Below are 22,160 nucleotides of genomic sequence, written 5' to 3'. Positions count from 1 at the left end.
TAGTCGGGGAAGCTGAAACTGTCCGGAAATCCCCAGGGTAAATTCAGGTAACGCTGTTTCCTGCGGCTGTTACGTGCGTCATCTGACACAAGTCTGGCCGGAGGGCGCCGGATAGTGGGTGCGCCTGTGTCGGTGGTCCGGGAAACGGGGAAATCTGTGGCAGTATGGACCTGTTGCCGAATCGTCTCCGGGTCTTCTTCGTCATGGTCCGGGGAGCCCACTCCCGTTCTTGTGAAAGCAGTCAGCGTCTTCATGCCCAACCTGGTCAAACTCCGCCGTGTCCTTCCTGTCACCGTCATCGGGATAGGTCTTTTCGTGGGGGCGCCGCAGGCGTCCGCCGCGGAGACGGACCCGGCTGCGGAGTTCAACGGGCGGGTCACTTCGGTGGTGGGGCAGATCCAGTCCGACATCGACCGGGCTTTCGATGGTGCGCTCCGGGCGGGCACCGGGATCGGTGCCGCGGAGACCGCGCAGCGCCTCAACGAGGCGGCCATCGGCAGTGGGTTCGGTCAGATCATCCCCGACAACGTCATTGAGGCCGCCGCCGCAGTCGCGCCGGTGTCCGGAACGGGTGCATCGGCTTCGCCGGCGACCGCGGCGTACGCGGATCCGGTTCAGCCGTCGGGGACCGTCGCCACCACGGGTGAGGTCGTCGACACCTTCGACGCGTCCCGTCGTGGGCCGAACTACCACTGGCGTTCCGATGTTCTCTCGCAGCTCATGGCCGGTCGGCCGGGGCCGGTGCTCAACCGTGTGACGGGTAGCTGGTTCGACGGGCCGGACATCCCGGACGAGTCCTTCGCCGCGCAGCGTGAGGGCAAGTCTCTCTTCGGCCCCGGCACTCCGGTGTTCATCGGTCCGAAGACCCTGTGCACGCTCGGTGTCGCCGGTTATGACGCGGAGGGTCGTGCGGTGGGTATCACCGCCGGTCACTGCGGTATACCGGGCGAGATGGTCATTTCGGCCGATTCCTGGCGGATCGGTCCGGCGGGTAAGGTCGTCGCGTCGAGCAGGAACTACGACTACTCGGTCATCGAGTTCAACGACCGGGCGGCACTCACCCGCAGTTACAACGGTGTCACCGTGAATTCCGTGGGTGGTTCGCCGGTCAACGGTGAGACGCTGTGCAAGCAGGGCGTCGCGACCGGTCACACCTGCGGTACCTCGTGGATCAGTGAGAAGCGCGTGAACTTCTCGCAGGTGTGCGCGATGCGCGGTGACTCGGGTGCCCCGCTGATGGCGGGTGACCGTCTCGTCGGTGTCGTCTCCGGTGGTGTGATCCCGGACCACAACCTGTCCTGCCGGAGCCCGCTCCAGGGCCCGTTCTTCATGCCGACCGCGAGCCCGACGATCGACGCGATCACCGACAACCTCGATGCCAGGGGAGCGGAGGGTGCGGGTTTCGTGCTTCCTCCGGAGGGTGGTCCGTTCGCGGTTGCCCGAAGCCACTGAGGTCGTTCCGACCGTCCGACTGATGCCGGTCCCGTGAGGGGCCGGTTTTTTCGTGCCCGCCATCCGCCGGACACCTGGTGAAAAACAACCCCAATAAGGGGTGAAACCATCCCGTCCGAGAATGGTGTCGGTCTCAGTTTTTGCGACGGCTAATGATAATGAATGTCCAGTTCATTAGAGATTTATGCTGTTCACGGACCTGTCACAGGTCCTGATTCGGCTGAAATGTGCCCGGATCGAGTGCCGGAAAACTGATAGCTTCGAGCCGCCGCCGTATCCGCCTCACCTCTTTCCGCAGCCAACCTCAGCGGGGAGTGCGACGCGGTGGTCGCGGTCACCACCACCGAGGAACAGGACAACTTCATGCGCACATCACCACTGCTCCGCAGAATCCGGGCGAGCCGCTCCACCCGGGTCGCCTACATCGCCGCTGTCGCATCCGTGGCACTGGTCACCCCTCTTGTCGCCGCCCCGATCACCGCCCCACAGGTTGCGACGGCAGCGGAAGTCCCGGAGGAGACAGAGGTACACGACCGTGACTTCTCCACGATCGTGATCTCCTATCCGGTGATCACCGGGACGCCCGGTACCGTCGCCGAGTCCTTCCCGGACGTCTACGACGCCACCACCGGGCTCCCCGTCAGCACCTGGGAGCTGATGACCTTCCGGCTGGTCGATGACGTCCCGGGACTGTCCGTCAACATCGACACCGGCAACGTGGTCTATGAGGCGGAGGAGGGGAGTGCTGTCGGTCCGAACGAGCCGGTGGATGTGGAGGTCACCTTCGTCGACGGCTCGACCCGGATCGTCCGGGTGGAGACCGCCGTCGGAACGATGGCCGACCACGCGGGCTACACTCTCGTCCCGGTCACGGTGGACAACGTGCTCACGGAGACGGCCCCCGTCGAACTGGAGTACGGGCGGAGCAACGACTACGAGGCGGGACAGCTCATCGCCTCCATCCTGCCGCGCGCGGGGGTCGACACCCCGACCTGGGCCCGTATCCGGGATGAAAAGGTCGAACTCGTGGTCACCCCGGACGTCTACGGGCGCACCCTCGAACTTCCGGTGACGATCAGCTACCGGGACGGCAGCACCACCGATGATGTCGCCGTCTGGCACGTCGGAACCGGTGCCGACATCACCCCGGTCATCCCGGACACCCCGGTACCGGCGGGAGCCCGCTCGGTGATTCCCGTCCGCTACGAGAAGAACGGCTGGACGATTCCCGGGGGCGGCCGCACGGACCTCGCCGTCACGGACGGTCCGGACTGGGTCACGGTCGCCGACGGTTCGGTCCTCGCCGTACCCGGTGCCGGTGTCGCTCCCGGTGAGTACCGCGTTCAGGTGTCGGTCGGTCTGCCGTCCGGTGCCGTCCCGGTCGATTTCACGATTCATGTCACCCCCTCTGCGGGAGGTGGCATCGGGGACCATCACCTGGCACCGGTCGGCGACGGAAGAGTTCTGCCCGGTCGGGAGGTGTCCGTTCGTCTGCCCGAAATCCTGCACGGCACCGAGCCCGTCGACGCGACGGGCTACGTGTTCACCGTCGGTTCGGACGACGTCGACGCGGAGATCGTCGCGGACGATTCCGGGGAACAGGTGATCCGCTTCACCTCGCCACCGGTCGGTGGGCAGCGGATCCGGATCGACGTCACGGCGACCCCCGTCGTCGGTGACCACGACCCCGTGTCCGCACCGGTCTGGTTGGTCACCCGCCCCTACAACGGCCGGCACGCCAACCACTACGACAACATCCTCGACGTGAAGCCGGGTGACGGGACGGTCAGTTCCCCCGTGATCGTCACCGACGACGACCGGGAGTACGGTACCGGGCCGGGTGACATCAGCTTCACCCTGGGGGAGGACGCGCCCGAGGGCGCATCGATCGCGGGGGACGGCACGGTGTCCGTCCCCCGGTCGGCAGTCGTGGAGGCGGAGATCCTGAAGGTTCCGGTGACCGTCACCTATGTGGACGGTTCCACGGACCGGAATGTCGCGGTGTTCACCACCCTGGATTCCGGGGCTTTCGTCGATGCGGTCCTCGCGGCGGGCCCGCAGGGCAGCTACAGCATGCGGGACGTCTACCTCACCCCCGGCTCGGACCGGGACCTGACGCTGCGTGATCTGCTGTTCACCGACGCGGACTTCGGGGGGACGGTCGAGCGTTTCCCGCAGTTCACCGGCGTCGGTGGTTCCACCTGCACGATTACCGCACCTGACTCCCTGCCTGCGGGTGTGCATCTCGAGGAGGGCTTCGGGTACGCCAACTGTGATCGGGCGGTCCACGTCGACGCCGACGCCCCGACGGGGACGAGCTTCACGGTGGACGTCGCGGTGGAGATCGTCGACGCCGAGGGGGCACGGCAGCAGCTCACCACCACCCAGACCGTGCACATCGTGGACAATCCGATCGACTATGAACTGCCCGCCGACAACTACGAGACGGTCCCGTCCGGCACCGCCAGCGCATGGGATCTCGGCGGTGGAATCCCGGCGGGCGACGTCACTCTCGTCGACGACGCGTCCGGGAGGTTCACCCTCACGGGTGACGGGATGGTGTTCACCCCGGAATCCACCGACGCGGGGAAGACGTTCGCGGCGACGGCGCGCATCAGGCGTGCCGACGGCACCGGCGGTGACGTCGCGTGGGTCGTGCGGGTGAGTGACAGCAGTGTCCTGACCCCGACCGTCGACTACGGGCCTCTCCGTGTCGCGCGCGGTGAAACCCGCACCTTCAGCCCGTATGTCACCCCGCACCCCAGGGGGAGTGCGGGTCCGGTGGCGGCGACGTACCGGCTGTCCGCCGGTGCCCCCGACTGGCTGAGCGTGGATCCCGGGACCGGTGTGGTCACCGCCGAGGTGCCCGACGACGCCCCTGCCCGTGGTGTCCGGACCCTCGTCGAGGTGAGCTTCCCGGACGGGGGGACGACGAGTGCGCCGTTGAACGTCGAGGTGGTGAGCCTCGCGGGGGACCACATCCACTACAACGCCGCGGATCTCCTCGCCGTGGGGCCGATCACCGTTGAGCCGGAGACCGCCTTCCTCCGTGTCGATCCGGTGTCCTTCGAACTCGTCAACCCGGAGCAGGGCGTCAGCATCGACGATTCCGGTGCGATCACCATCGACGACGGGATCATGGGCGCGGATGATTCCCGGGACATCGAGGTCACCGCGGTGTTCGGTGACGGGTCCCGGCACACCCAGAACGTTCACGTGACCACGACGTCGATGGCACGGTCCTATGTGACGGTCTACGACTGGATCACCGACATCACCGGTTCCTCCCCGGTCACCGGGGGTTGGCCGACGCATGTGGTGCGGTCCAGCGCACCGCACGGTGCGCCCGCACCTGAACCGACCTATGAACTCGCTGACCCGGAGGCGACCCCCGACGCCTCGGTCGACCCCCGGACCGGCCGGGTCACCACGACCCTCGCCGCAGACATCGGAGAGGCCGATGTGCCGGTGCGGGTGACCTACCGCGACGGCTCCAGCAGGGTGGCGGTCGTTCACTTCACGCGGGACGCCCACCTGGACAAACTGACGTTCGCCTACCCGGAGCGTCGCGTCCACATCGGTCTGGAGGACGAGCACGTGACCAACGAGAACGCGGTCCTGCCCTCCTTCGTCAACAGCGCCGCCGGGACGCAACGACCCACCGTCCACGGCACCTGGTTCGAGGCCACCCCGGGGCAGGGGAACGCCGACCTGTTCACCGTGGACCGGAACTCCGGTGAGGTGACCCTCCTCGATCCTGTGGCCCGTGCGGGGGAGACCCTCACCCTGAACGTCACCGCGCACCTGCCCGGCGGGTCCACCGCGACCGCCGACGCCACCTTCACCGTCGACCGGGCCAGCAGCGACGTCTCCGTCATCTACCGTGATCTCCACGGCGTCGAACGGGGAAAGACCTCGACGGCCTCGCCGATCTTCGTGCCGGAGGCGGCCCGCGATCTGGTGTCCACCTTCATTCTGCTCGACGGGCCCGACGGTATGGAGATCGATCCGACAACCGGCGTGGTGACCTACACACCCACCGGTGCGCCAGAGGACGGAAGGGTCGACATCATCGTCGAGTTCACCGACGGCGACGCCGCCCGTGGTGAACTCGCCTATCACACGCAGAGTTACGCCGACGCCATCGTGCCCGACGGGCTCACCGCGGACCTCACCGCCGAGGCCGGACACCGCACCGTCGTCAGCGTCGATGCCTTCGCCGGGGAGAACTCCCACTACCGCTGGGGGCCGAAGCGGTGGCTCATCCGGTCCGTCGAACCCACCGGTGACGCCTGGAACGGGTTCGCCCCGCACATCACCCGCAGGGAGAACCACCCGGACATCCTGAGCTTCATCGCCCCCGACGAGTTCGTGGGGCGTCAGGTCGACCTCCCGGTGACCCTGACCTACCCCGACGGAACCTCTGTCGTGGCGACACTCCGTACGACGATCACCGACCCCGGACACGGGCACGGTGACCACGGCCACGACCACGGGCACGGTGGTTCCGTCGCGTCGGCGGTGCGGTTCTTCTACGAGCCGGTGTCCGTGGCCGCGGACGCCCGGACGGCGACCTCCGGGGCGTTGCGCTTCGCCCCGAGGTACCGGCCCCGCCACGCGGGTGACGACGCCCCCGAGGCCGGGGAGCTCATCGACCTGTGGCGTGCCGGCCGGATCCTCGACGTCACCGCGCTCACCGACCGCGACGTCACGGTCGAGCCCGACACCGGTGTCCTCACCGTGCAGCTCACGGACGGGGACAGGGACGGTCAGGTCGTGATCCCGGTCCGGGTCACGTTCAACGACGTGCACGCCGGCAGCGTCACGGTGCCGGTCGTCTTCACCGTCGGCACCGGGCGGGTCCCGACCGCGACCGGATCCCGCGTCACCTATCCCGCCGCGAGCGTGGCCGCAGGCCGGGACGCGTTCACCGGTCCGCTCATCCTCGGCGGCGGTGACCGGATCACCGCACCCGTGGACGGGCTCAGGTTCGACCTCGCCTCCGGTGCACCCGCCGGTGCGGTGATCGACCACGCCACCGGTGTCGTCGGCCTGTCGGCGACCCGGGCCCAGCTCGCCGTCGACGACGGCGTCGTGGAGGTTCCCGTCACCGTCACCTTCCCGGGTGGCGGGGTGCAGACGGTGGTCGCCGGGTTCGTGGTCCGCGAACCGGGCACGCGGACGCACGCGGAGACGCTCACCCCGCAGGTGGAGACCGGACTCCCGTCAGTCGCCCCCGCCCTCTTCACCTCACGGATCACCGTCGCCAGTTCCTGGCCCGAGGGGGTGCGGTTCACGGTCGTCGAGGGGTCCGCCCCCGGTGCGGCCGTCACGGACACCGGCGAGGTCACCACGACCGGGGACGGATCGGCACCGGTCTCCGTGCTGGTCACCTATCCCGACGGTTCCCAGGACATCGTCGACGTCCCGTTCACCGGGTACCGGGCCCCCACCCCGGTGCCCTACGGTGAGCCGGTGGTGCACCCGGACGGGACGGTCACGGTCTCCCCGGAGCCCGGTACGGACCTGGCCGGGGTGGAGTTCAGCCTCGACGGTGAGATCCCGGGCGGAGTGGACGTCGCGCCCGACGGGACCGTCACGGTCAGGCCCGCGCCGGGCACCGGAGGCGGCCGCATCTCGGTCACGGTGATCACGACCCGTCCGGGGGAGGATCCGGCGCGGACCGTCATCAGTGTCGATGTTCCCCGGAAGGCCGACACCTCCGGCGGAGGGTCGTCCGGGGGACGGGGCTTCGTCGCCCTGCTGCTCGCCCTCCCCGTGTTCCTCGGATTGATCGGATCCGCGCTCCTGCACAGTGGATTGATCCCGGGTATCCCGGAGCTGCTCTCCCCGTGGTTCCCCCGTCCCTGAGGCCGCAGCGGCCGGGACGGGCTGGCGGAGGGCACGGTGTCCTAGACCGTGAACCTCCGCAGCAGCTCATCGTGGAGCAGTCCGTTGGTGGCCAGGGCGTCGCCGCCGGTGGGGCCGTCGACACCCGCGAGTGAGGTGAACCGGCCACCGGCCTCGGTCACCAGGATCGACAGTGGGGCGAGATCCCACAGTTCCACCTCGGGTTCGGCGGCGATGTCCACGGCGCCCTCCGCGAGGAGACAGTAGGAGAGGAAGTCCCCGAAGCCGCGCAGGCGCCACGTGTCGTCGGAGAGTGCCAGGAAGGCGTCGAGGAGTTCCCGGTCCCGCCACCCGTCCAGGGAGGAGAAGGACACCGAGGCGTCGGCGATGTCCGACACCCGGGAGACCTCGAGGCGCTTCGGGGATCCGCCGGAGAAGGAACGCCAGGCGCCCTGTCCCTCCGCGGCCCACCAGCGGCGGGCGAGCGCCGGGGCGCTGACCACGCCGACGACGGGTTTCCCGTCGACGAGCAGGGCGATCAGCGTGGCCCACACCGGTACCCCACGGACGTAGTTCTTCGTTCCGTCGATCGGGTCGATCACCCACTGACGACCCTCGAGGGTGGCGTCACCGCCGAACTCCTCACCCAGCACGGCGTCCGCGGGCCGCGCCGTGGAGAGCCGTTCGCGCAGCAGTTTCTCGCACGCGAGATCAGCGTCGCTCACCGGCGTCATGTCCGGCTTCGATTCCACGGAGAGGTTCGCGGCCTCGAAGCGGTCGAGGGTGTGGGCGTCCGCGAGGTCCGCGAGTTCGAGGGCCAGTGCGAGGTCGTCGGCGTAGATGTTCATGGACGCAATAGTAGGCGAGGGGTCGGGTCGGTCGTGGGACGGGCGACGGACATCGGGGATGGAACAAATGAAAATGATCACATAGACAAATGTTCGTCTGCTGGGTCACAATGGGGTCGGAAAAGTACCGGGGTCACCGGATCCCACGACCACAGACGAGGAGATGCGCCATGAGCACCGAATCCACCCCGCACATCAACCCCAAGGGCGCCCCCATCGCCGAGACCATCCTGCTCCCGGGCGATCCGCTGCGCGCGAAGTTCATCGCCGAGACCTACCTCGAGGACGCCGTCCAGTTCAACGACGTCCGCAACATGCTCGGCTACACCGGCACCTACCGGGGCCACGAGATCTCGGTCATGGGCTCCGGGATGGGCATCCCCTCCATCTCCCTGTACTCCTGGGAGCTGATCAACGTCTTCGGCTGCCGCAAGCTCATCCGCATCGGATCCTGTGGTGCACTGCAGAAGGAACTCGACCTCTACGATGTCGTCGTCGCCCAGTCCGCGTCGACCGACTCGAACTTCCTCTCCCAGTACAACGTCCCCGGAGCCTACGCCCCGACCGCCTCCTGGCGGCTGCTCGCGGCGCTGCAGGAGCAGGCGCGTGAACAGGACGTCGAGACACACGTCGGCAACATCCTCTCGAGCGACATCTTCTACCACGCCGACGAGACCGCGAATGAGCGTTGGGCGAGGATGGGTGTGCTCGCCGTCGAGATGGAGACCGCCGGCCTCTACGCCGTCGCCGCGGCCAACGGCGCCGACGCGCTCGGCCTGTTCACCGTCTCCGACAACATCGTCACCGGTGCCAGGACAACCCCCGAGGAACGGCAGACCGCGTTCACCCGCATGATGGAACTCGCTCTGCCCCTCGCCGGCGTCTAGGGCACCCCGCGGACAAGGAGCACCACAATGGACACCCCCACTCCCGCAGGACGTGACATCGACCCCAGAAAGGCCGTACCGGTCCTGCTCTTCAGCTTCGTGTTCTGCCTGATCATCGACAACGGCTTCAAGTTCATGTCGAAGCCCATCGCCGATGCCCTCGACCTGAGCGTCACCACCGTCAGTCTCCAGGCCACCCTCGCCGGTATCGTCATCGGTATCGGTGCGGTGGTCTACGCCGCGCTCGCGGACGCCTTCTCCATCCGGTCGCTGATGATCACCGGTATCGCCCTGATCGTCACGGGCTCACTCATCGGTTTCTTCTTCCAGAACATCTGGACGATGGTTCTCGTCGGACGCATCATCCAGACCACCGGGCTCGCGGCGGCGGAGACCCTCTACGTCATCTACGTGACCAAGTACCTGGACGCGAAGGACCGGAAGACCTATCTCGGCTTCTCCACCTCAGCATTCCAGGCGGGTCTGCTCTTCGGCATCCTCGGTTCCGGGTTCCTGGCCACCACCGTGTCCTGGACCGCGATGTTCCTGGTTCCGTTGGTCCTGGTGGTCACCATCCCGGTGCTCATCAGACGGGTACCGCCGGCGGCGGCCGTGTCCAGCCACCTGGACGTGCTCGGTCTCTTCCTCATCGCCGTCATCGCGACCTCGGTGATGTTGTTCATGCAGGACTTCAACTGGCTCTACATGCTTCCCGTCGTTCTCGGGACGGCGTGCTTCATCTGGCACATCAGTGCGCACGAGGGAGCTCTGGTCCGTCCGGAGTTCTTCACCAACAGACGCTACGTCTGGGCGCTCGTCCTCGTGCTCGTCGTCTACTCCGTCCAGCTGGCCTACATCTTCATGTTCCCGTTCGCCACCGCTGACCTCCACGGAATGGAGATCGACGAGGCCTCGATGCTGCTGGCCCCCGGCTACGCCGTAGCCATCGTCGTCGGTGCACTGTCCGGCAGGATCGGTAGGTACCTCACCTCACGGCAGACCATCGCCGTCGCCCTCGGCGGGATCGTCCTCGCGTTGGCGCTGCCCGCGGTGTTCACCACCGCGGGTGTCGCGGTCCTGGTCGTGTCGATCATCCTGTTCGCCTCGGCGTTCGCCCTGCTCTACGCACCGCTCGTGTCCACCGCGATCTCCACCATCCCGGCGGAGAAGTCCGGGGTGGCGATCGGTTTCTACAATCTGACCATCAACATCGCCATCCCGGTCGGCATCGCCTACACCGCGAAGCTCATGGACCTGAAGTTCGGGTTCTTCCGCTTCGCCACGACCGCATCCTCGGACACCGGTGTCCAGTACGCCACGGTCCTCTGGATCATCACCCTCGTCGCGGTGGCGGGCAGCGTGGTCTATCTCCTCGCCGACCGTCGCATGACGGCCGCGGAGAGGCGGGGGAAGCGCGCCGGGCACCCGGCGGACGCGCCCGCCTGAGGCCCCGACGCCCCGGGGCCGGCCCGGGGCACGGAAAGAGGGAACCGCCCCGCACCGTGAAGACGGTGCGGGGCGGTTCGTCCGGACTCCGGCTGACCGGGGTCAGTCCTCCGGGTAGACACCGCCGCTGGCCTGGCGGTAGACGTACGCGAGCGCCGCCATGTACGCGGGCATGGTGATGATCATGCCGAGACCCAGCGGGATCGCCGAGATGATGATGATGATTCCCCACACGATCGAGAACCCGAGCAGGGAGAGGTAGTTGCGGGTGCCCGCCTTGAAGCCGCGCTTCACCGCATCGCCGAACGACGCACCCTGGTCGAGGACGTAGAGGTACATCAGCATGTAGAGCGGGCCGAGGAAGACCATCGCGGCGTTCAAGATGACCTGGAGCGCTCCCGGAAGGAGGTAGGGGAGTGCCGACACGATGAGGTTGACGATCACGACGAAGACGATGGCCTTACCGAAGTTGGGGCCTCCGTAGAAGTCGCCGAAGGTGATCTTCCTGCCGTCCGCGGCCTTGAGCGCGGCATTCGCGAACATGACCTGGGCGACAACCATGATGACCAGGAAGAAGATCATCAGGAGGGGACTCATCTGGTAGTCGTTCGGATCCGGTGTGGCGCCGGTCTCCGGATCGAACGCCCCGTCGGCCGACATCCGGGAGAACATGGCGGCGAAGGTCACGCCGAACGCCAGCATCGACAGGATGCCCACACCCAGTGCGGAGACGATCCAGGCGAGTGGTGAGGCGAACACGGCGCGGAAACCGTAGCTGATGCTCTCCATCGCACGGGTCTTGCCGTCACCCTGCACGAGCCGGTTTCCTCCGGCGACGGGGGTCGCCGCCGCACCCGCGTAGCCCGCAGCGGAGCCGTAGGGATCTCCGGGTGCCCCGTATCCGGGGGCGCCGGACCCGTAGGGGTTCTGCGGATTGTCGTCGTTCTCCGGGTGGTAGTCACCACCGGGATAGGAGGGATAGTTGTCCTTTGTCATTGTCTGTGACTCCTTCTGTCTGCACCGTGTCGGTGCGCTGTCCGTGTTCTCCGGAGGGGTGTCCATGGTGTACCGACACCGGAGGTCTCACCCCTCACAGGGGGAGAGCGAGTTCTTCATCTGAGGTTGTCACTGTCCACGTCGGGTGGTCCCCATCCTGTATAGGCTAACCGTATGCGCCCCGCAAGGAGTGCCGGGGTGCACCGGTCACCGTGGGGTCACTCGTAGCGCAGCGCGTCGATGGGGCGCAAACGTGCCGCCTTCTCCGCAGGGTAGAAGCCGAAGAACACGCCGATGCCCATGGAGAAGCCGAGCGCGACGACGACGCCGATCACCGGTGGGAGGACGACCTTTCCGAGGAAGTGCGCCCCGACCATGCCGAGTGCGCCGCCGAGCAGAACACCGATGACACCACCGACGAGGCAGATGATCATCGACTCGATGACGAACTGTCTGCGGATGTCGGCGTTCCTGGCGCCGAGTGCCTTGCGTACACCGATCTCACGGGTCCGTTCGGTGACCGTCACGAGCATGATGTTCATGACGCCGATGCCGCCGACGAGCAGTGAGATACCGGCGATGACGGAGAGCCCGATACTGAGTGAATCGATGATCGTCTTCAGGACATCGAAGTCCCTGCTCATGTCCCGAGCGCTGGCCGTGAACTCCGGGTCGTCGGCGTAGGCCAGCTCCAGGAAGGAGTTCAGGTCCGCGAGCAGTGCCTCACCGTTCTCTCCGGGGGCCGGTCGGACCGACACCTGTTCCCACAGTCCGGGATCGTCGGTGTCCAGCCGGGATTCGATGGTCCAGGGGGCGTAGGCCCTGTACTCCTTGAACGAACCGGCGAGCAGTCCGCCCGATTCATCCTCCGCGAGCACGCCGACGATCATCAGCGGGAACGTCGCCCCGTCCGAGGCCGTGTAGTCGATGGTCTGCCCCAGCGCACCGGCGGCGTCCCCCGCGAAGAGGGCGTCGACGACGGGCCGGGTCACGACGGCGACGGACCGCTCACCGGTGACATCGTCCTCGGCGAGGGTGCGACCGTAGCCGATCTCGGAGCTCTGCATCGCCATGTAGTCCGGGTTGACGGCGCTGAGGGTCACGTCGTGGGTGGTCGTCGGGTCGTCGGAGGGGGCGGCTTCGCCGGAATTGTAGGACGTCGACCCCACGGACACGCCACTGATCCGGCCCCGGAACCGTTCGGAGAGCGTGTCGATGAGTTCCGGGGTGATCTTGGAGGTCGCGGCGACGGGCTCCGGTGGAACGTACATGAACGCGTCGGCCTGGGCCGTCTTCTCCTCGCCCTCGTCCGGGCGGGCCTCGACCCTGACTGTGTAGTCGTTGACACCGGCCGCCGCCAGCCCCTCGACCATCTGCGCCTTGAGTGAGGCACCCAGGGTGAGGATCGCGATCACCGAGGAAATGCCGATGATGACGCCCAGCAGCGTCAGGAGCGAGCGCATCTTGTTGCTGCGGAAACTCCCCAGGGCCAGTCGTACCGCCTCCGCGTAGCTCACCTGTCCACCACCCCGTTGTCGAGTCGTCCGTCCGTCATGGTGGCGATCCGGGTGGTCTCCTCCGCGAGCTCCGGGTTGTGCGTGATGAGGACGATCGTCTTCCCCTCGCTGGTGTTCAGTCCGTGGAAGATGTCCATGACCAGTCGACCCGTCACCGAGTCCAGTGCGCCGGTGGGTTCGTCGGCGAGGATCAGGTCCGGGTCGTTGGCCAGCGCGCGGGCGATGGCGACCCGTTGTTTCTGACCGCCGGAGAGCTCGTTCGGATTGTGCCTCATCCGGTCACCCATCCCGACGAGGTCGAGGAGTTCCTCCGCCCGTCTGCTCCGCTCCCTGCGGCCCACCCCGGCGTACATCATCGGCATCTCCACGTTGCGGGCCGCGCTCATCCGGCCGATCAGGTTGAAGTTCTGGAACACGAAACCGATGTTGTGGTTGCGGTATCCGGCGAGCTTGTCCCCGGGCATGCGCAGGATGTCCACCCCGCCGAAGGTGTAGCTGCCGGTCGTCGGGTAGTCGAGGAGCCCGATGATGTTCATCAGGGTCGATTTTCCGGACCCCGATGCGCCGACGACGGAGACGAACTCACCGTTTCCCACGGTGAAGTCGCACCCCGGGATCACCGTCAGTTCGTGGTCGGTGCCGATGTTGAAGGTCTTGGTGATCCCGCGCATCTCCAGCAGGAGTCCCGACCCCGGGTGGGGGTCGACCGGGGCGGGGGAGGGCGCCGGCTGAACCGGGCCCGTGCTCTCCGTGTCCGCCGTGTGTCGTCCGGCGGGGGAGTTTCTCTTCCGCCGGTGGATCATCGCGCCTCGTCCCCGTCACCGGGGTCGAGGGTGACCTTCCGGCCGATGAGATAGCGGTGGGTCGATCCCTGGTTGATGACACTGTCGCCCTCCTCGAGGTCCCCGTCCGTCACGGCGACGGTGAAATCACCGGCCGTTCCGAGGGTGACGGCACGTTCCTCGACCGTGCCGTCACCGGTGACGACGAGAACGGCCTTCGTGCCGTCGTCACGGTCATAGGCGGCGTCCCGTGACACCGACATCGTGTCGGCCTCCTCGGCGAAGGTGATGGTGATCTTCGCGGAGCCGCCGATGAGGAGACCGTTCGTGGGGCCGTCGACCGAGATGACGACGGTGAAGGTCGGTTTCGTGTCCTTCGCTCCTGCGGCGGCGTCCCCGCTGCCGCTGGCCGCCGCCGATTCGACCGATGCCGCGACCGGTGAGACGGAGGAGACCGTCCCGGTGTAGGTCCTGGACCCGGTCGCCGGGGTCGTGAACTCGGCCTTCGCGCCGGGCTTCAGTTTCGCTACGTCGATCTCCGGTACCTGGGTGGTCACCGTGAGGCCGGTGTCATCCGCGATCGTCGCGACAGAACCGGTGGCCGGTTTCCCGACCTCCGCAGGCACGGCGATGACGAGTCCGGCGAACGGTGCACGGAGGGTGCCCGATGCGATGTCCGCGTTCAGTGCCTCCGCACTGCGGCTGGTCCCGGATCTGGTGGCCTGGGCGGAGCGTTGCGCCTGCTCGACGCCGCTCGAGAGGTTCTGCAGTTGGTGCCGGCTGTTCAGGTGGGCGGTCTCGAGGGCGACGGCGGCCTCCTTCTTCTGCTCGAAGGCGGCGGCGACGGCCCGCTGGGACTGCGCGAGGTCGGTGTCGACCGCGCGGAGAGCTGTCTCGTAGGCCTGCTGTTGACGGTTGAGGGACTGGACCGAGTCGGCGAGTCCGGCCACCGACTCGACGGTGCCGAGGTGGGCGTTGATCTCGGCTTCGGGGACGGCGCTGTCCGATCGCCGTCGGGCGTCGATCGACGCCTGGAGGGACTCGATCTTCGCGGTGATCTCCGCGGTCTTCCGCTGGTCCCCGTTCGCCTCGGCGAGTTCCCGCCGCAACTGTTCCAGTGTCGCGAGATCGGCGGCCGTCGCTGCGTCGCCCTCGGCGTCGCGGGTTTCGGCGGCGATGGATCCCACTCCCGCGCGGGCCACGTTCAGCGCGGAGGAGAAGACCTGTTTCCGGGCGGCGTCGAGTGCCTGTTCCTGGCTGATCAGGCGTTCGTCGCGTCCGGCGTCGGCCTCGTTCCTCTTCCGTTCGAACTCCCGCCGGGCGTCCTCGTAGGCGGTTGAGGCGGTGCGCAGTGCGGACCGTGCACCGTTGATCTCCGGATTCAGTCCCTCGTCCAGTCCCTCCCGGTACTGGTCGTAGGCCTGTTGTGCCTGCTCCACCCCGTTGACGGCACCTGCGACGGCGTCCGCCTGCTGCGCCTGCTGGTCACGCAGGGCCCGTTCCTGTTCGGAGACGTCGATGGTGGCGATGATCTGGTCCGCCTCCACCCGGTCGCCCACCGCGACGTTCAGGGTGTTCACCGGTCCGGTGAGTGCCGTGTTCACCGATGTCGTCTGACCGGCCGTGACCGTCCCCCTCGCCTGGAGCTCCTGCGAGACGTCGCCGATCTCCACGACACGGTATTCGTGCGGCGCCAACGTCGTGTCGGAGTCCCCGGAGCCGCACGCCGTCAGGCCGAGGGCGAGAACGGAGGTGGCCGCCAGCAGTCGTATCCGGACACGGGCGGGACCGGTGGGCCTGGTGGAGGGACGGCGGGGTGTGCGACTCACTGGAGGTGGTGGTCCTTTCGCGGTGGGGGCGAACAGTCTCAGACCCTCCCCACCCTAAGTGGGCGGGGAGTCCTCTTTCCAGGGTCCACCCCCGTCCACGTGCTCCCGACGATTCACCCCCGTCTCCGCCGGGTGCGGTCAGGACCAGACGATGGTGATCTCCGCGACGACACGGCTGTTGCCCGCCACGCACCATGTCCTGCCGCCGGCCTCGATCTTCCGGCAGATTCCCCCCGCCCCTTCCACCAGCGCACGACCCGGCAGCCAGTCCCAGTCGGCGACACTGTGCTGTGTCCACGCCCCGAACCGGCCCTCCGACACCCCCGACAGGTCGATGGATCCGGCACCGAGCATGCGCAGTGTCGCGAAACGGGTGGACACGGCGAGCCACGCCTCCCGTACGGCGGCGTCGGCGAGAAACGGCGGGTGGATGTAGGTGGCGAGGGAGATCTCCCGGGCCGGGGCTTCCGCGAGTCGTCCGACGGCACGCCCGTTCACCGTGGTCGGCATCTCCGGGCCACCCAGGTGCGTCGTGCCGTGTGACGGACGGTGCACGGCCCCGAAGTGCAGCCGTTCGGGGTCGGAGGGGTCACCGTCGACGAGTGCGATCGCGGAGCAGAAGTAGTCGGAGCCGGAGGTGAAGTTGTAGGTGCCGTCCACCGGGTCGATCACCCATGTGCGGCCCGAGAGGGAGTCGCGGGCGGCTCCCTCCTCACCGAGCAGACCGTCCCGGGGCCGTAGCGACGACAGTGCCTCGGCGACGAAGGTCTCCGCCGCGCGGTCGGCTTCCGTCACCACGTCGGACACCGATGTCTTGTAGTCCACGCCGAGGCCCCCGCCGTCGCGGAGGGCGAGCGCGAGCTGACCGGCCGTCGACACCAGGGCGCAACCCAGCTCCGGGTCCCCGGAATCCCGGTGGGTGTCGATGAACGCCGCGACCAGCGCGCGTGTGTCCGTGCCGAACAGTTCCCTCAGATCGTCGGGGACGGAGGCGGTCGGGTGCGGGGTGTGACGGATGGTGGGGGGAGTGGGTGTGGTCGTCGGGGCGTTACGCTGGTGCAGCTCACTCATGCTGCCCATTGTGCCCCGTCACGGTAGTGTTAACCACTGTGCAACCTGATGTAACCGCAGATCTCAATGAACTCGACGCCACGCTGACCACCATCGAGAAGGTGATGGACCCCGAGGCGATGGCCGACCGCGTCCGCGAGCTCGAGGCGCAGGCCTCCGACCCGACGCTGTGGGACGATCCCGATCACGCCCAGCAGGTCACCTCGAAGCTCTCCCACATGCAGGCTGAACTGCGCAAGGTGGGTGAGCTGCGTCAGAGGCTGGAGGATCTCCCGGTCATGTACCAGCTCGCCGAGGAGGAGGGCGAGTCCACCGACCTCGTCGACGAGGAGCGCCGTGATCTGCGCGCGGACATCGAGGCCTACGAGGTCAAGACGATGTTGTCCGGTGAGTACGACGCCCGTGAGGCCGTCATCAACATCCGTTCGGCCGCCGGTGGCGTCGACGCCGCCGACTGGGCGGAGATGCTCATGCGCATGTACACCCGCTGGGCCGAGAAGGCCGGGCACAAGGTCGACATCTACGACATCTCCTATGCGGAGGAGGCCGGCATCAAGTCGGCGACGTTCGTCGTTCACGGGGACTACACCTACGGAACGCTCTCCGTGGAACAGGGCACCCACCGCCTCGTGCGGATCAGCCCGTTCGACAACCAGGGGCGCCGCCAGACCTCCTTCGCGGAGGTCGAGGTCCTGCCCGTCGTGGAGACCACGGACCACATCGACATCCCGGACAACGAGATCCGCGTCGACGTCTACCGTTCCTCCGGTCCCGGTGGGCAGTCCGTCAACACGACGGACTCCGCGGTCCGGCTGACCCACGAGCCCACCGGCATCGTCGTTACCTGTCAGAACGAGAAGTCCCAGATTCAGAACAAGGCGTCGGCGATGCGGGTCCTCCAGGCGAAGCTCCTGGAGCGCAAGCGCCAGGAGGAACGCGCCGAGCTCGACGCCCTGAAGGGTGACGGTTCGAACTCGTGGGGCAACCAGATGCGTTCCTACGTGCTGCACCCGTACCAGATGGTCAAGGATCTGCGCACCAACTTCGAGGTCAACGACCCGTCCAAGGTGCTCGACGGGGAGATCGACGGATTCCTCGAGTCGGGTATCCGGTGGAGGATGTCGCAGCAGCAGGGCGAGGCCTGATCCGTTCGTCCCGTCGTCACCGGTGCACGAAACGGCCCCTCCCGTCGTCCGACTGAGAGGGGCCGTTTTTGTGTTTCCCGTGGTGCCCGGTGGGCTGGCCGGTGGCCGTGCGTCAGCGCACCGGGACCCCCGGGCCGAGCGGCAGACCGAGGAGGTACCAGGCGAGGAAGAAGAGGAACCAGCCGACGAGCATCGCGATGGAGTAGGGCAGCGCCAGGGACATGAGCGTCCCGATGCCGGCCCGCCTGTAGTAGCGCTGGAGGAACGTCAGGGCGAGGGCGAAGTAGGGGCTCATCGGGGTGATGATGTTGGTCGGGGAATCGCCGATGCGGAAGAGCATCTGGCTGACCTCGGGGGACACACCGACGTACATCATCATCGGGACGACCACCGGGCTCATCAGTGCCCACTGTGCGGAACCGGAGGTGACCATCAGGTTCAGGACGGCGACGAGTAGGACGAAGAGCGCGAAGAGGACGGGGTTGGGCAGGTCCGCGCGGGAGAGCAGTTCCGCGCCGTGGATGGCCGACCACACGCCGAGGTTGGACCAGGTGAAGTAGGCGAGGAACTGGGCGACCGCGAAGAACAGCACCATCATGGGCACGAGTGTCCTGATCCCCTTGGCCATGAACGCCGGGACGTCGGCGGCGTCGGTGATGGTGCCGGTGACCCGTCCGTAGACGATGCCGACGATGAAGAAGTACAGGGCGATGGCGACGGCGATCGAGCGGATCAGCGGTGACTCCATGACGGCGCCGCCCTCGCCCTGGAGCGGGGATCCCGGGATGAACATCGCGGCGAAGTAGCCGACGAGCAGGACCAGTGACCAGACGGTGACCTGGATGAGTCCGCGCTTCTCGACGTCGTGGAGCTCGAGCTGCGCCTCTTCCCCGGCATCGTTCCCCGCGTCACCTCCGTCCTGTTCCTCCCCGTCGGTGGCGTTCGGTGGTGTCTCGCCGAAGCTGGCGGCGTCGTAGTCGACGTTGTCGTGGTCGACGAGTTCGCGGGCCTTGTGTCGGACGAAGAGTTCGGTGACGGCGGTGATGATGAGCGCCAGGACGATGGAGGAGGGGACGATGAAGAAGTAGTTCGCCAGGGGTGAGACCTCGTATCCGGGTTCGACGATCTGGGCCGCGGACGTCGACAGTCCGGCGAGGAGGACGTCGGTGATGTTCAGGATCAACGAGGAGTTGAACCCCGCGGAGCTCGCCGCGAACGCGACCATCGCGCCGACGACGGGGGAGCGGCCGACGTGGCGGAAGGCGGTCGCACCGATGGGGATGAGGATGACGTAGACGGCGTCGGACGCGATGGAACCGGTGACACCGGCCAGCGCCACGACGAACGTGAGCATCGTCGGCCCGACCCGGCCGATCGCCCCCCGGATCGCCGCACCGATCAGCCCCGAGTGCTCGGCGACGGCGACACCGAGCATCACGATGATGATGAGGCCGAGCGGCGGGAACGAGGTGAAGTTCGGGACCGCCTCGTTGATCATCCGCTGGAGACCGTCGGCCGACAGCAGGTTGGTCACCCGCACCTCTTCGCCGGTGGACGGGTTCGTGGCGGTCATGCCGATCTTCTCGCCGATGAAGCTCGAGACGAGGACCAGCCCGGAGAGGATCACGAAGAGCCAGAACGGGTCGGGGAGCATGTTCCCCAGACGTTCGACGAGTCCGAGGAAACCACCCGCGTGTTCCCGCTTCCGCTCACCGTCGGTGGTTCCCTCCGGTGTCCGGGTGGTGGCTGTCTTGTTGTCGGTCATGTCTTCTCGCGACTCCTGGTGTCGGTTCGTGACCACGGGGGTACGGTGTGTGGGTTGGTGCGGGGTACCTTACCGAGGCGTGACCTCCGTGACGACGGTAGCTGCTGTCGTTCCCCCCGCGTTTCCCCTGCGGTGGGAGGGGATCGGAGATCGGGTCGACGGTCGGCGGGGCCCGGACCTGTTTTGTGTGGTGGCGGGAATGCGCAGGTCACAGCAATGGCACAGTCGCGGATAAGGTAGTGGCCAGAGTTTCGCCAGTGGCGTCAATGAACTAAGGTGACGGGTGTGATCACCTTCGACCAGGTAACAAAGACGTACAAGACCTCGACCCGCCCCGCGCTGGACAACATTTCCGTGCAGATCGACAAAGGGGAGTTCGTCTTCCTCATCGGACCCTCCGGCTCCGGCAAGTCGACGTTCCTGCAGCTGATGCTCCGCGAGGAGAACGTCACCTCGGGTGATGTCCGTGTCGGTGACTTCCACGTGAACAAGCTCCGTGGGGCACAGGTCAACAAACTGCGCCAGCGGGTCGGGTACGTCTTCCAGGACTTCCGACTGCTGTCCAAGAAGAACGTCTACGACAACGTCGCGTTCGCGCTCGAGGTGATCGGCAAGAAGCGCAGCGTCATCGAGAAGCTCGTGCCCGAGACCCTCGAACTCGTCGGGCTGGAAGCCAAGGGCAACCGGTTCCCCGCCGAGCTCTCCGGCGGTGAGCAGCAGCGCGTCGCCATCGCCCGGGCCTTCGTCAACAGGCCCCTCGTTCTTCTCGCCGATGAGCCGACCGGAAACCTGGACCCCGAGACGTCGAACGACATCATGCTGCTGCTCAACCGGATCAACCGCACCGGCACCACCGTCGTCATGTCCACCCACAACGCCCAGGCCGTCGACCAGATGCGCCGCCGCGTCATCGAGCTCCACCTCGGCAGACTCGTCCGCGACGACGCCCACGGCGTCTACGGCGTCGGACACTAACCCATCCCGGTCACCTCTCTAGGAGAATCAGAAAACAGCATGCGATACCGATTCGTCGCCCGCGAGGCGTTCCAGGGGCTGGGACGGAACCTCACCATGACCATCGCCCTGGTCATCACCACGGCCATCTCCCTGGCACTGCTCGCCACCGGATTCCTGGTCACCGGAATGACCGAGCGGACCAAGGACATCTACCTCGACCGTGTCGAGGTCATGATCCAGCTCGACGAGGACATCTCCGCCAACGACTCCGACTGCTCGACGGAACCGTGCCGTGAGGTCCTCACCGCCCTCGACGGTGCCGACGGCGTCGAATCCGTCACCTTCCGGAGCCGTGAGCAGTCCTACGAGCACTTCGTCGAGGTGTTCGGCGACACCGACCCCGTCCTCGTCGAGGCGACGTCCCCGGACGCCCTCCCCGCGGCGGTCCACGTCCGGTTGGAGGATCCTCTCGACACGTCCCCGCTCGACCCGGTCCGCGACCTGCCGCAGGTGGACACCGTCATCGACCAGATCGACGATCTGCGTTCCGCGACCGACAATCTCGACGCCGTCCGCAACGCCACCTTCCTCGTCGCAGCGATCCAGGCGCTCGCCGCGATCTTCCTCATCGCCAACATGGTCCAGATCGCCGCCTTCAGCCGCCGCGAGGAGATCTCCATCATGCGCATGGTCGGCGCCTCCCGCTGGTTCACCCAGGCCCCCTTCGTGCTCGAGGCGGTCATCGCCACGCTCCTCGGTTCCGTCCTCGCCGTGCTGGGACTCCTGGCGGGCAAGAACTTCGTCGTCGACAAGGCGCTGAAGGGACTCTACGACTCCCAGCTCATCGCCCCCGTCACCACCGGCGACATCTGGGTCATCGCGCCCGTCGTCGCTCTCGTCGGGGTGGTGTTCGCGGCGATCACCGCGCAGGTCACCCTCCGCCTGTACGTGCGCAAGTAGCGCCCGCGCCCCACGACGCCCGCCCCTCCCGCGACAGCGGTGAGTGAGGCGGGCGTCGTCATGTGACGGGTGCGGTAACATCGGACGGGTTATGGCTAAGAAGAAGAAAAAGGCGAACGAGAACCCGGTGATCGCCACCAACCGGAAAGCGCGCCACGACTACAAGATCCTCGACACCCACGAGTGCGGCATCGTGCTCGTCGGAACCGAGATCAAGGCGCTGCGTGAGGGCAAGGCCAACCTCGTCGACTCCTTCGCCATGATCGACAACGGGGAGGTGTGGCTGCACAACCTCAACATCCCCGTCTACTCCCACGGCTCCTGGACGAACCACACCCCGCGCCGTACCCGCAAGCTCCTGCTGCACCGCAGCGAGATCGACTCCCTCATGGGCAAGGTCCGCGACGGCCGCCGCACACTGGTGCCCCTCAAGCTGTACTTCGTCGGCGGACGCCTCAAGGTCGAACTCGGACTCGCCGAGGGCAAGCAGGACTACGACAAGCGCCAGGACATCAAGCGTCGCACCGAGGAACGGGAGATCACCCGGGAGCTCGGCCGCCGCATCAAGGGCATCAAGGGTTAGAGACCGTCCCGGGGCGGACATCACCCTCGTTTCGGACTACCTATAATTGTCGGAACGACGCTTTCGCAACCC

General features: G+C 67.0%; 15 protein-coding genes. 8 read left to right on the top strand and 7 right to left on the bottom strand.

Features of this window, described 5'->3' with window-relative positions; genetic code table 11:
- Window positions 1-252 precede the first annotated feature (252 nt).
- A complete protein-coding gene (locus JIM94_RS00130; protein WP_200254043.1) occupies window positions 253-1,452 on the top strand; it encodes a S1 family peptidase in 1,200 nt (399 codons plus the stop codon).
- Between the two features lie 324 nt (window positions 1,453-1,776).
- Window positions 1,777-7,323 carry a Rib/alpha-like domain-containing protein gene (locus JIM94_RS00125; RefSeq protein ID WP_200254041.1) on the top strand — a complete coding sequence of 1,849 codons (5,547 nt, stop codon included), beginning with the start codon at window positions 1,777-1,779 and terminating at the stop codon, window positions 7,321-7,323.
- A 41-nt stretch (window positions 7,324-7,364) separates the two neighbouring features.
- Here the strand turns inward: JIM94_RS00125 and hisN are convergent, their stop codons facing one another.
- Window positions 7,365-8,150 (bottom strand): histidinol-phosphatase, encoded by a 786-nt coding sequence (hisN, locus tag JIM94_RS00120; protein ID WP_200254039.1) that lies wholly within the window; start codon window positions 8,148-8,150, stop codon window positions 7,365-7,367.
- A 170-nt stretch (window positions 8,151-8,320) separates the two neighbouring features.
- On the opposite strand from hisN, the gene deoD reads away from it, so the two are divergent.
- Together deoD and JIM94_RS00110 are read left to right on the top strand one after the other, a co-directional pair.
- Window positions 8,321-9,037, top strand: coding sequence for a purine-nucleoside phosphorylase (gene deoD, locus JIM94_RS00115; RefSeq protein WP_200254037.1), 717 nt, complete (start codon window positions 8,321-8,323; stop codon window positions 9,035-9,037).
- Between the two features lie 27 nt (window positions 9,038-9,064).
- Entirely contained in the window at window positions 9,065-10,483 is a 1,419-nt protein-coding gene (locus JIM94_RS00110; RefSeq protein WP_200254035.1) for an MFS transporter, read from the top strand.
- Between the two features lie 102 nt (window positions 10,484-10,585).
- Here JIM94_RS00110 and JIM94_RS00105 read toward each other — a convergent pair whose 3' ends face one another.
- From JIM94_RS00105 to JIM94_RS00085, 5 genes are all read right to left on the bottom strand, one after another.
- On the bottom strand, window positions 10,586-11,479 hold the full coding sequence (locus JIM94_RS00105) for a DUF2189 domain-containing protein (protein WP_200254033.1): 894 nt from the start codon (window positions 11,477-11,479) through the stop codon (window positions 10,586-10,588).
- A gap of 218 nt (window positions 11,480-11,697) precedes the next feature.
- Window positions 11,698-12,996 carry an ABC transporter permease gene (locus JIM94_RS00100; RefSeq protein WP_200254031.1) on the bottom strand — a complete coding sequence of 433 codons (1,299 nt, stop codon included), beginning with the start codon at window positions 12,994-12,996 and terminating at the stop codon, window positions 11,698-11,700.
- Entirely contained in the window at window positions 12,993-13,667 is a 675-nt protein-coding gene (locus JIM94_RS00095) for an ABC transporter ATP-binding protein (RefSeq protein WP_200254029.1), read from the bottom strand. The genes JIM94_RS00100 and JIM94_RS00095 overlap by 4 nt, the downstream gene beginning before the upstream one ends.
- A 128-nt stretch (window positions 13,668-13,795) precedes the next feature.
- On the bottom strand, window positions 13,796-15,607 hold the full coding sequence (locus JIM94_RS00090) for an HlyD family efflux transporter periplasmic adaptor subunit (RefSeq protein WP_200254027.1): 1,812 nt from the start codon (window positions 15,605-15,607) through the stop codon (window positions 13,796-13,798).
- Between the two features lie 138 nt (window positions 15,608-15,745).
- Window positions 15,746-16,678, bottom strand: coding sequence for an inositol monophosphatase family protein (locus JIM94_RS00085; RefSeq protein WP_200254025.1), 933 nt, complete (start codon window positions 16,676-16,678; stop codon window positions 15,746-15,748).
- Between the two features lie 38 nt (window positions 16,679-16,716).
- On the opposite strand from JIM94_RS00085, the gene prfB reads away from it, so the two are divergent.
- Window positions 16,717-17,823 (top strand): peptide chain release factor 2, encoded by a 1,107-nt coding sequence (gene prfB / locus JIM94_RS00080; RefSeq protein ID WP_200254023.1) that lies wholly within the window; start codon window positions 16,717-16,719, stop codon window positions 17,821-17,823.
- 112 nt (window positions 17,824-17,935) lie between these two features.
- On the opposite strand, the gene JIM94_RS00075 is transcribed toward prfB, so the two are convergent.
- Window positions 17,936-19,588, bottom strand: a complete 1,653-nt coding sequence (locus JIM94_RS00075) for an AbgT family transporter (RefSeq protein WP_200254021.1) — start codon at window positions 19,586-19,588, stop codon at window positions 17,936-17,938.
- A gap of 285 nt (window positions 19,589-19,873) precedes the next feature.
- Here JIM94_RS00075 and ftsE point away from each other — a divergent pair, with 285 nt between their 5' ends.
- The 3 genes from ftsE (at window position 19,874) to smpB (ending at window position 22,088) form a co-directional block, all read left to right on the top strand.
- Window positions 19,874-20,563: a cell division ATP-binding protein FtsE gene (gene ftsE, locus JIM94_RS00070; protein ID WP_200254019.1), complete on the top strand. Its 690-nt coding sequence runs from the start codon at window positions 19,874-19,876 to the stop codon at window positions 20,561-20,563.
- Window positions 20,564-20,602: 39 nt separating this feature from the next.
- Window positions 20,603-21,505, top strand: a complete 903-nt coding sequence (gene ftsX, locus JIM94_RS00065; protein WP_200254017.1) for a permease-like cell division protein FtsX — start codon at window positions 20,603-20,605, stop codon at window positions 21,503-21,505.
- Between the two features lie 91 nt (window positions 21,506-21,596).
- Entirely contained in the window at window positions 21,597-22,088 is a 492-nt protein-coding gene (gene smpB / locus JIM94_RS00060) for an SsrA-binding protein SmpB (RefSeq protein WP_200254015.1), read from the top strand.
- Window positions 22,089-22,160 lie beyond the last annotated feature (72 nt).

This window comes from Corynebacterium pygosceleis (assembly GCF_016595275.2).
Classification (GTDB): Bacteria; Actinomycetota; Actinomycetes; order Mycobacteriales; family Mycobacteriaceae; genus Corynebacterium; species Corynebacterium pygosceleis.
The sequence above is the reverse complement of the archived record's forward strand: the minus strand, read 5'-3'. Positions and strand labels throughout refer to the sequence as shown.

Coding starts and splice junctions, on each gene's coding strand:
- JIM94_RS00130 (WP_200254043.1), top strand. CDS start 253: ATGCCCAACCTGGTCAAACTCCGCCGTGTCCTTCCTGTCACCGTCATC.
- hisN (WP_200254039.1), bottom strand. CDS start 8,150: ATGAACATCTACGCCGACGACCTCGCACTGGCCCTCGAACTCGCGGAC.
- deoD (WP_200254037.1), top strand. CDS start 8,321: ATGAGCACCGAATCCACCCCGCACATCAACCCCAAGGGCGCCCCCATC.
- JIM94_RS00110 (WP_200254035.1), top strand. CDS start 9,065: ATGGACACCCCCACTCCCGCAGGACGTGACATCGACCCCAGAAAGGCC.
- JIM94_RS00105 (WP_200254033.1), bottom strand. CDS start 11,479: ATGACAAAGGACAACTATCCCTCCTATCCCGGTGGTGACTACCACCCG.
- JIM94_RS00095 (WP_200254029.1), bottom strand. CDS start 13,667: ATGCGCGGGATCACCAAGACCTTCAACATCGGCACCGACCACGAACTG.
- JIM94_RS00085 (WP_200254025.1), bottom strand. CDS start 16,678: ATGAGTGAGCTGCACCAGCGTAACGCCCCGACGACCACACCCACTCCC.
- JIM94_RS00075 (WP_200254021.1), bottom strand. CDS start 19,588: ATGACCGACAACAAGACAGCCACCACCCGGACACCGGAGGGAACCACC.
- ftsX (WP_200254017.1), top strand. CDS start 20,603: ATGCGATACCGATTCGTCGCCCGCGAGGCGTTCCAGGGGCTGGGACGG.
- smpB (WP_200254015.1), top strand. CDS start 21,597: ATGGCTAAGAAGAAGAAAAAGGCGAACGAGAACCCGGTGATCGCCACC.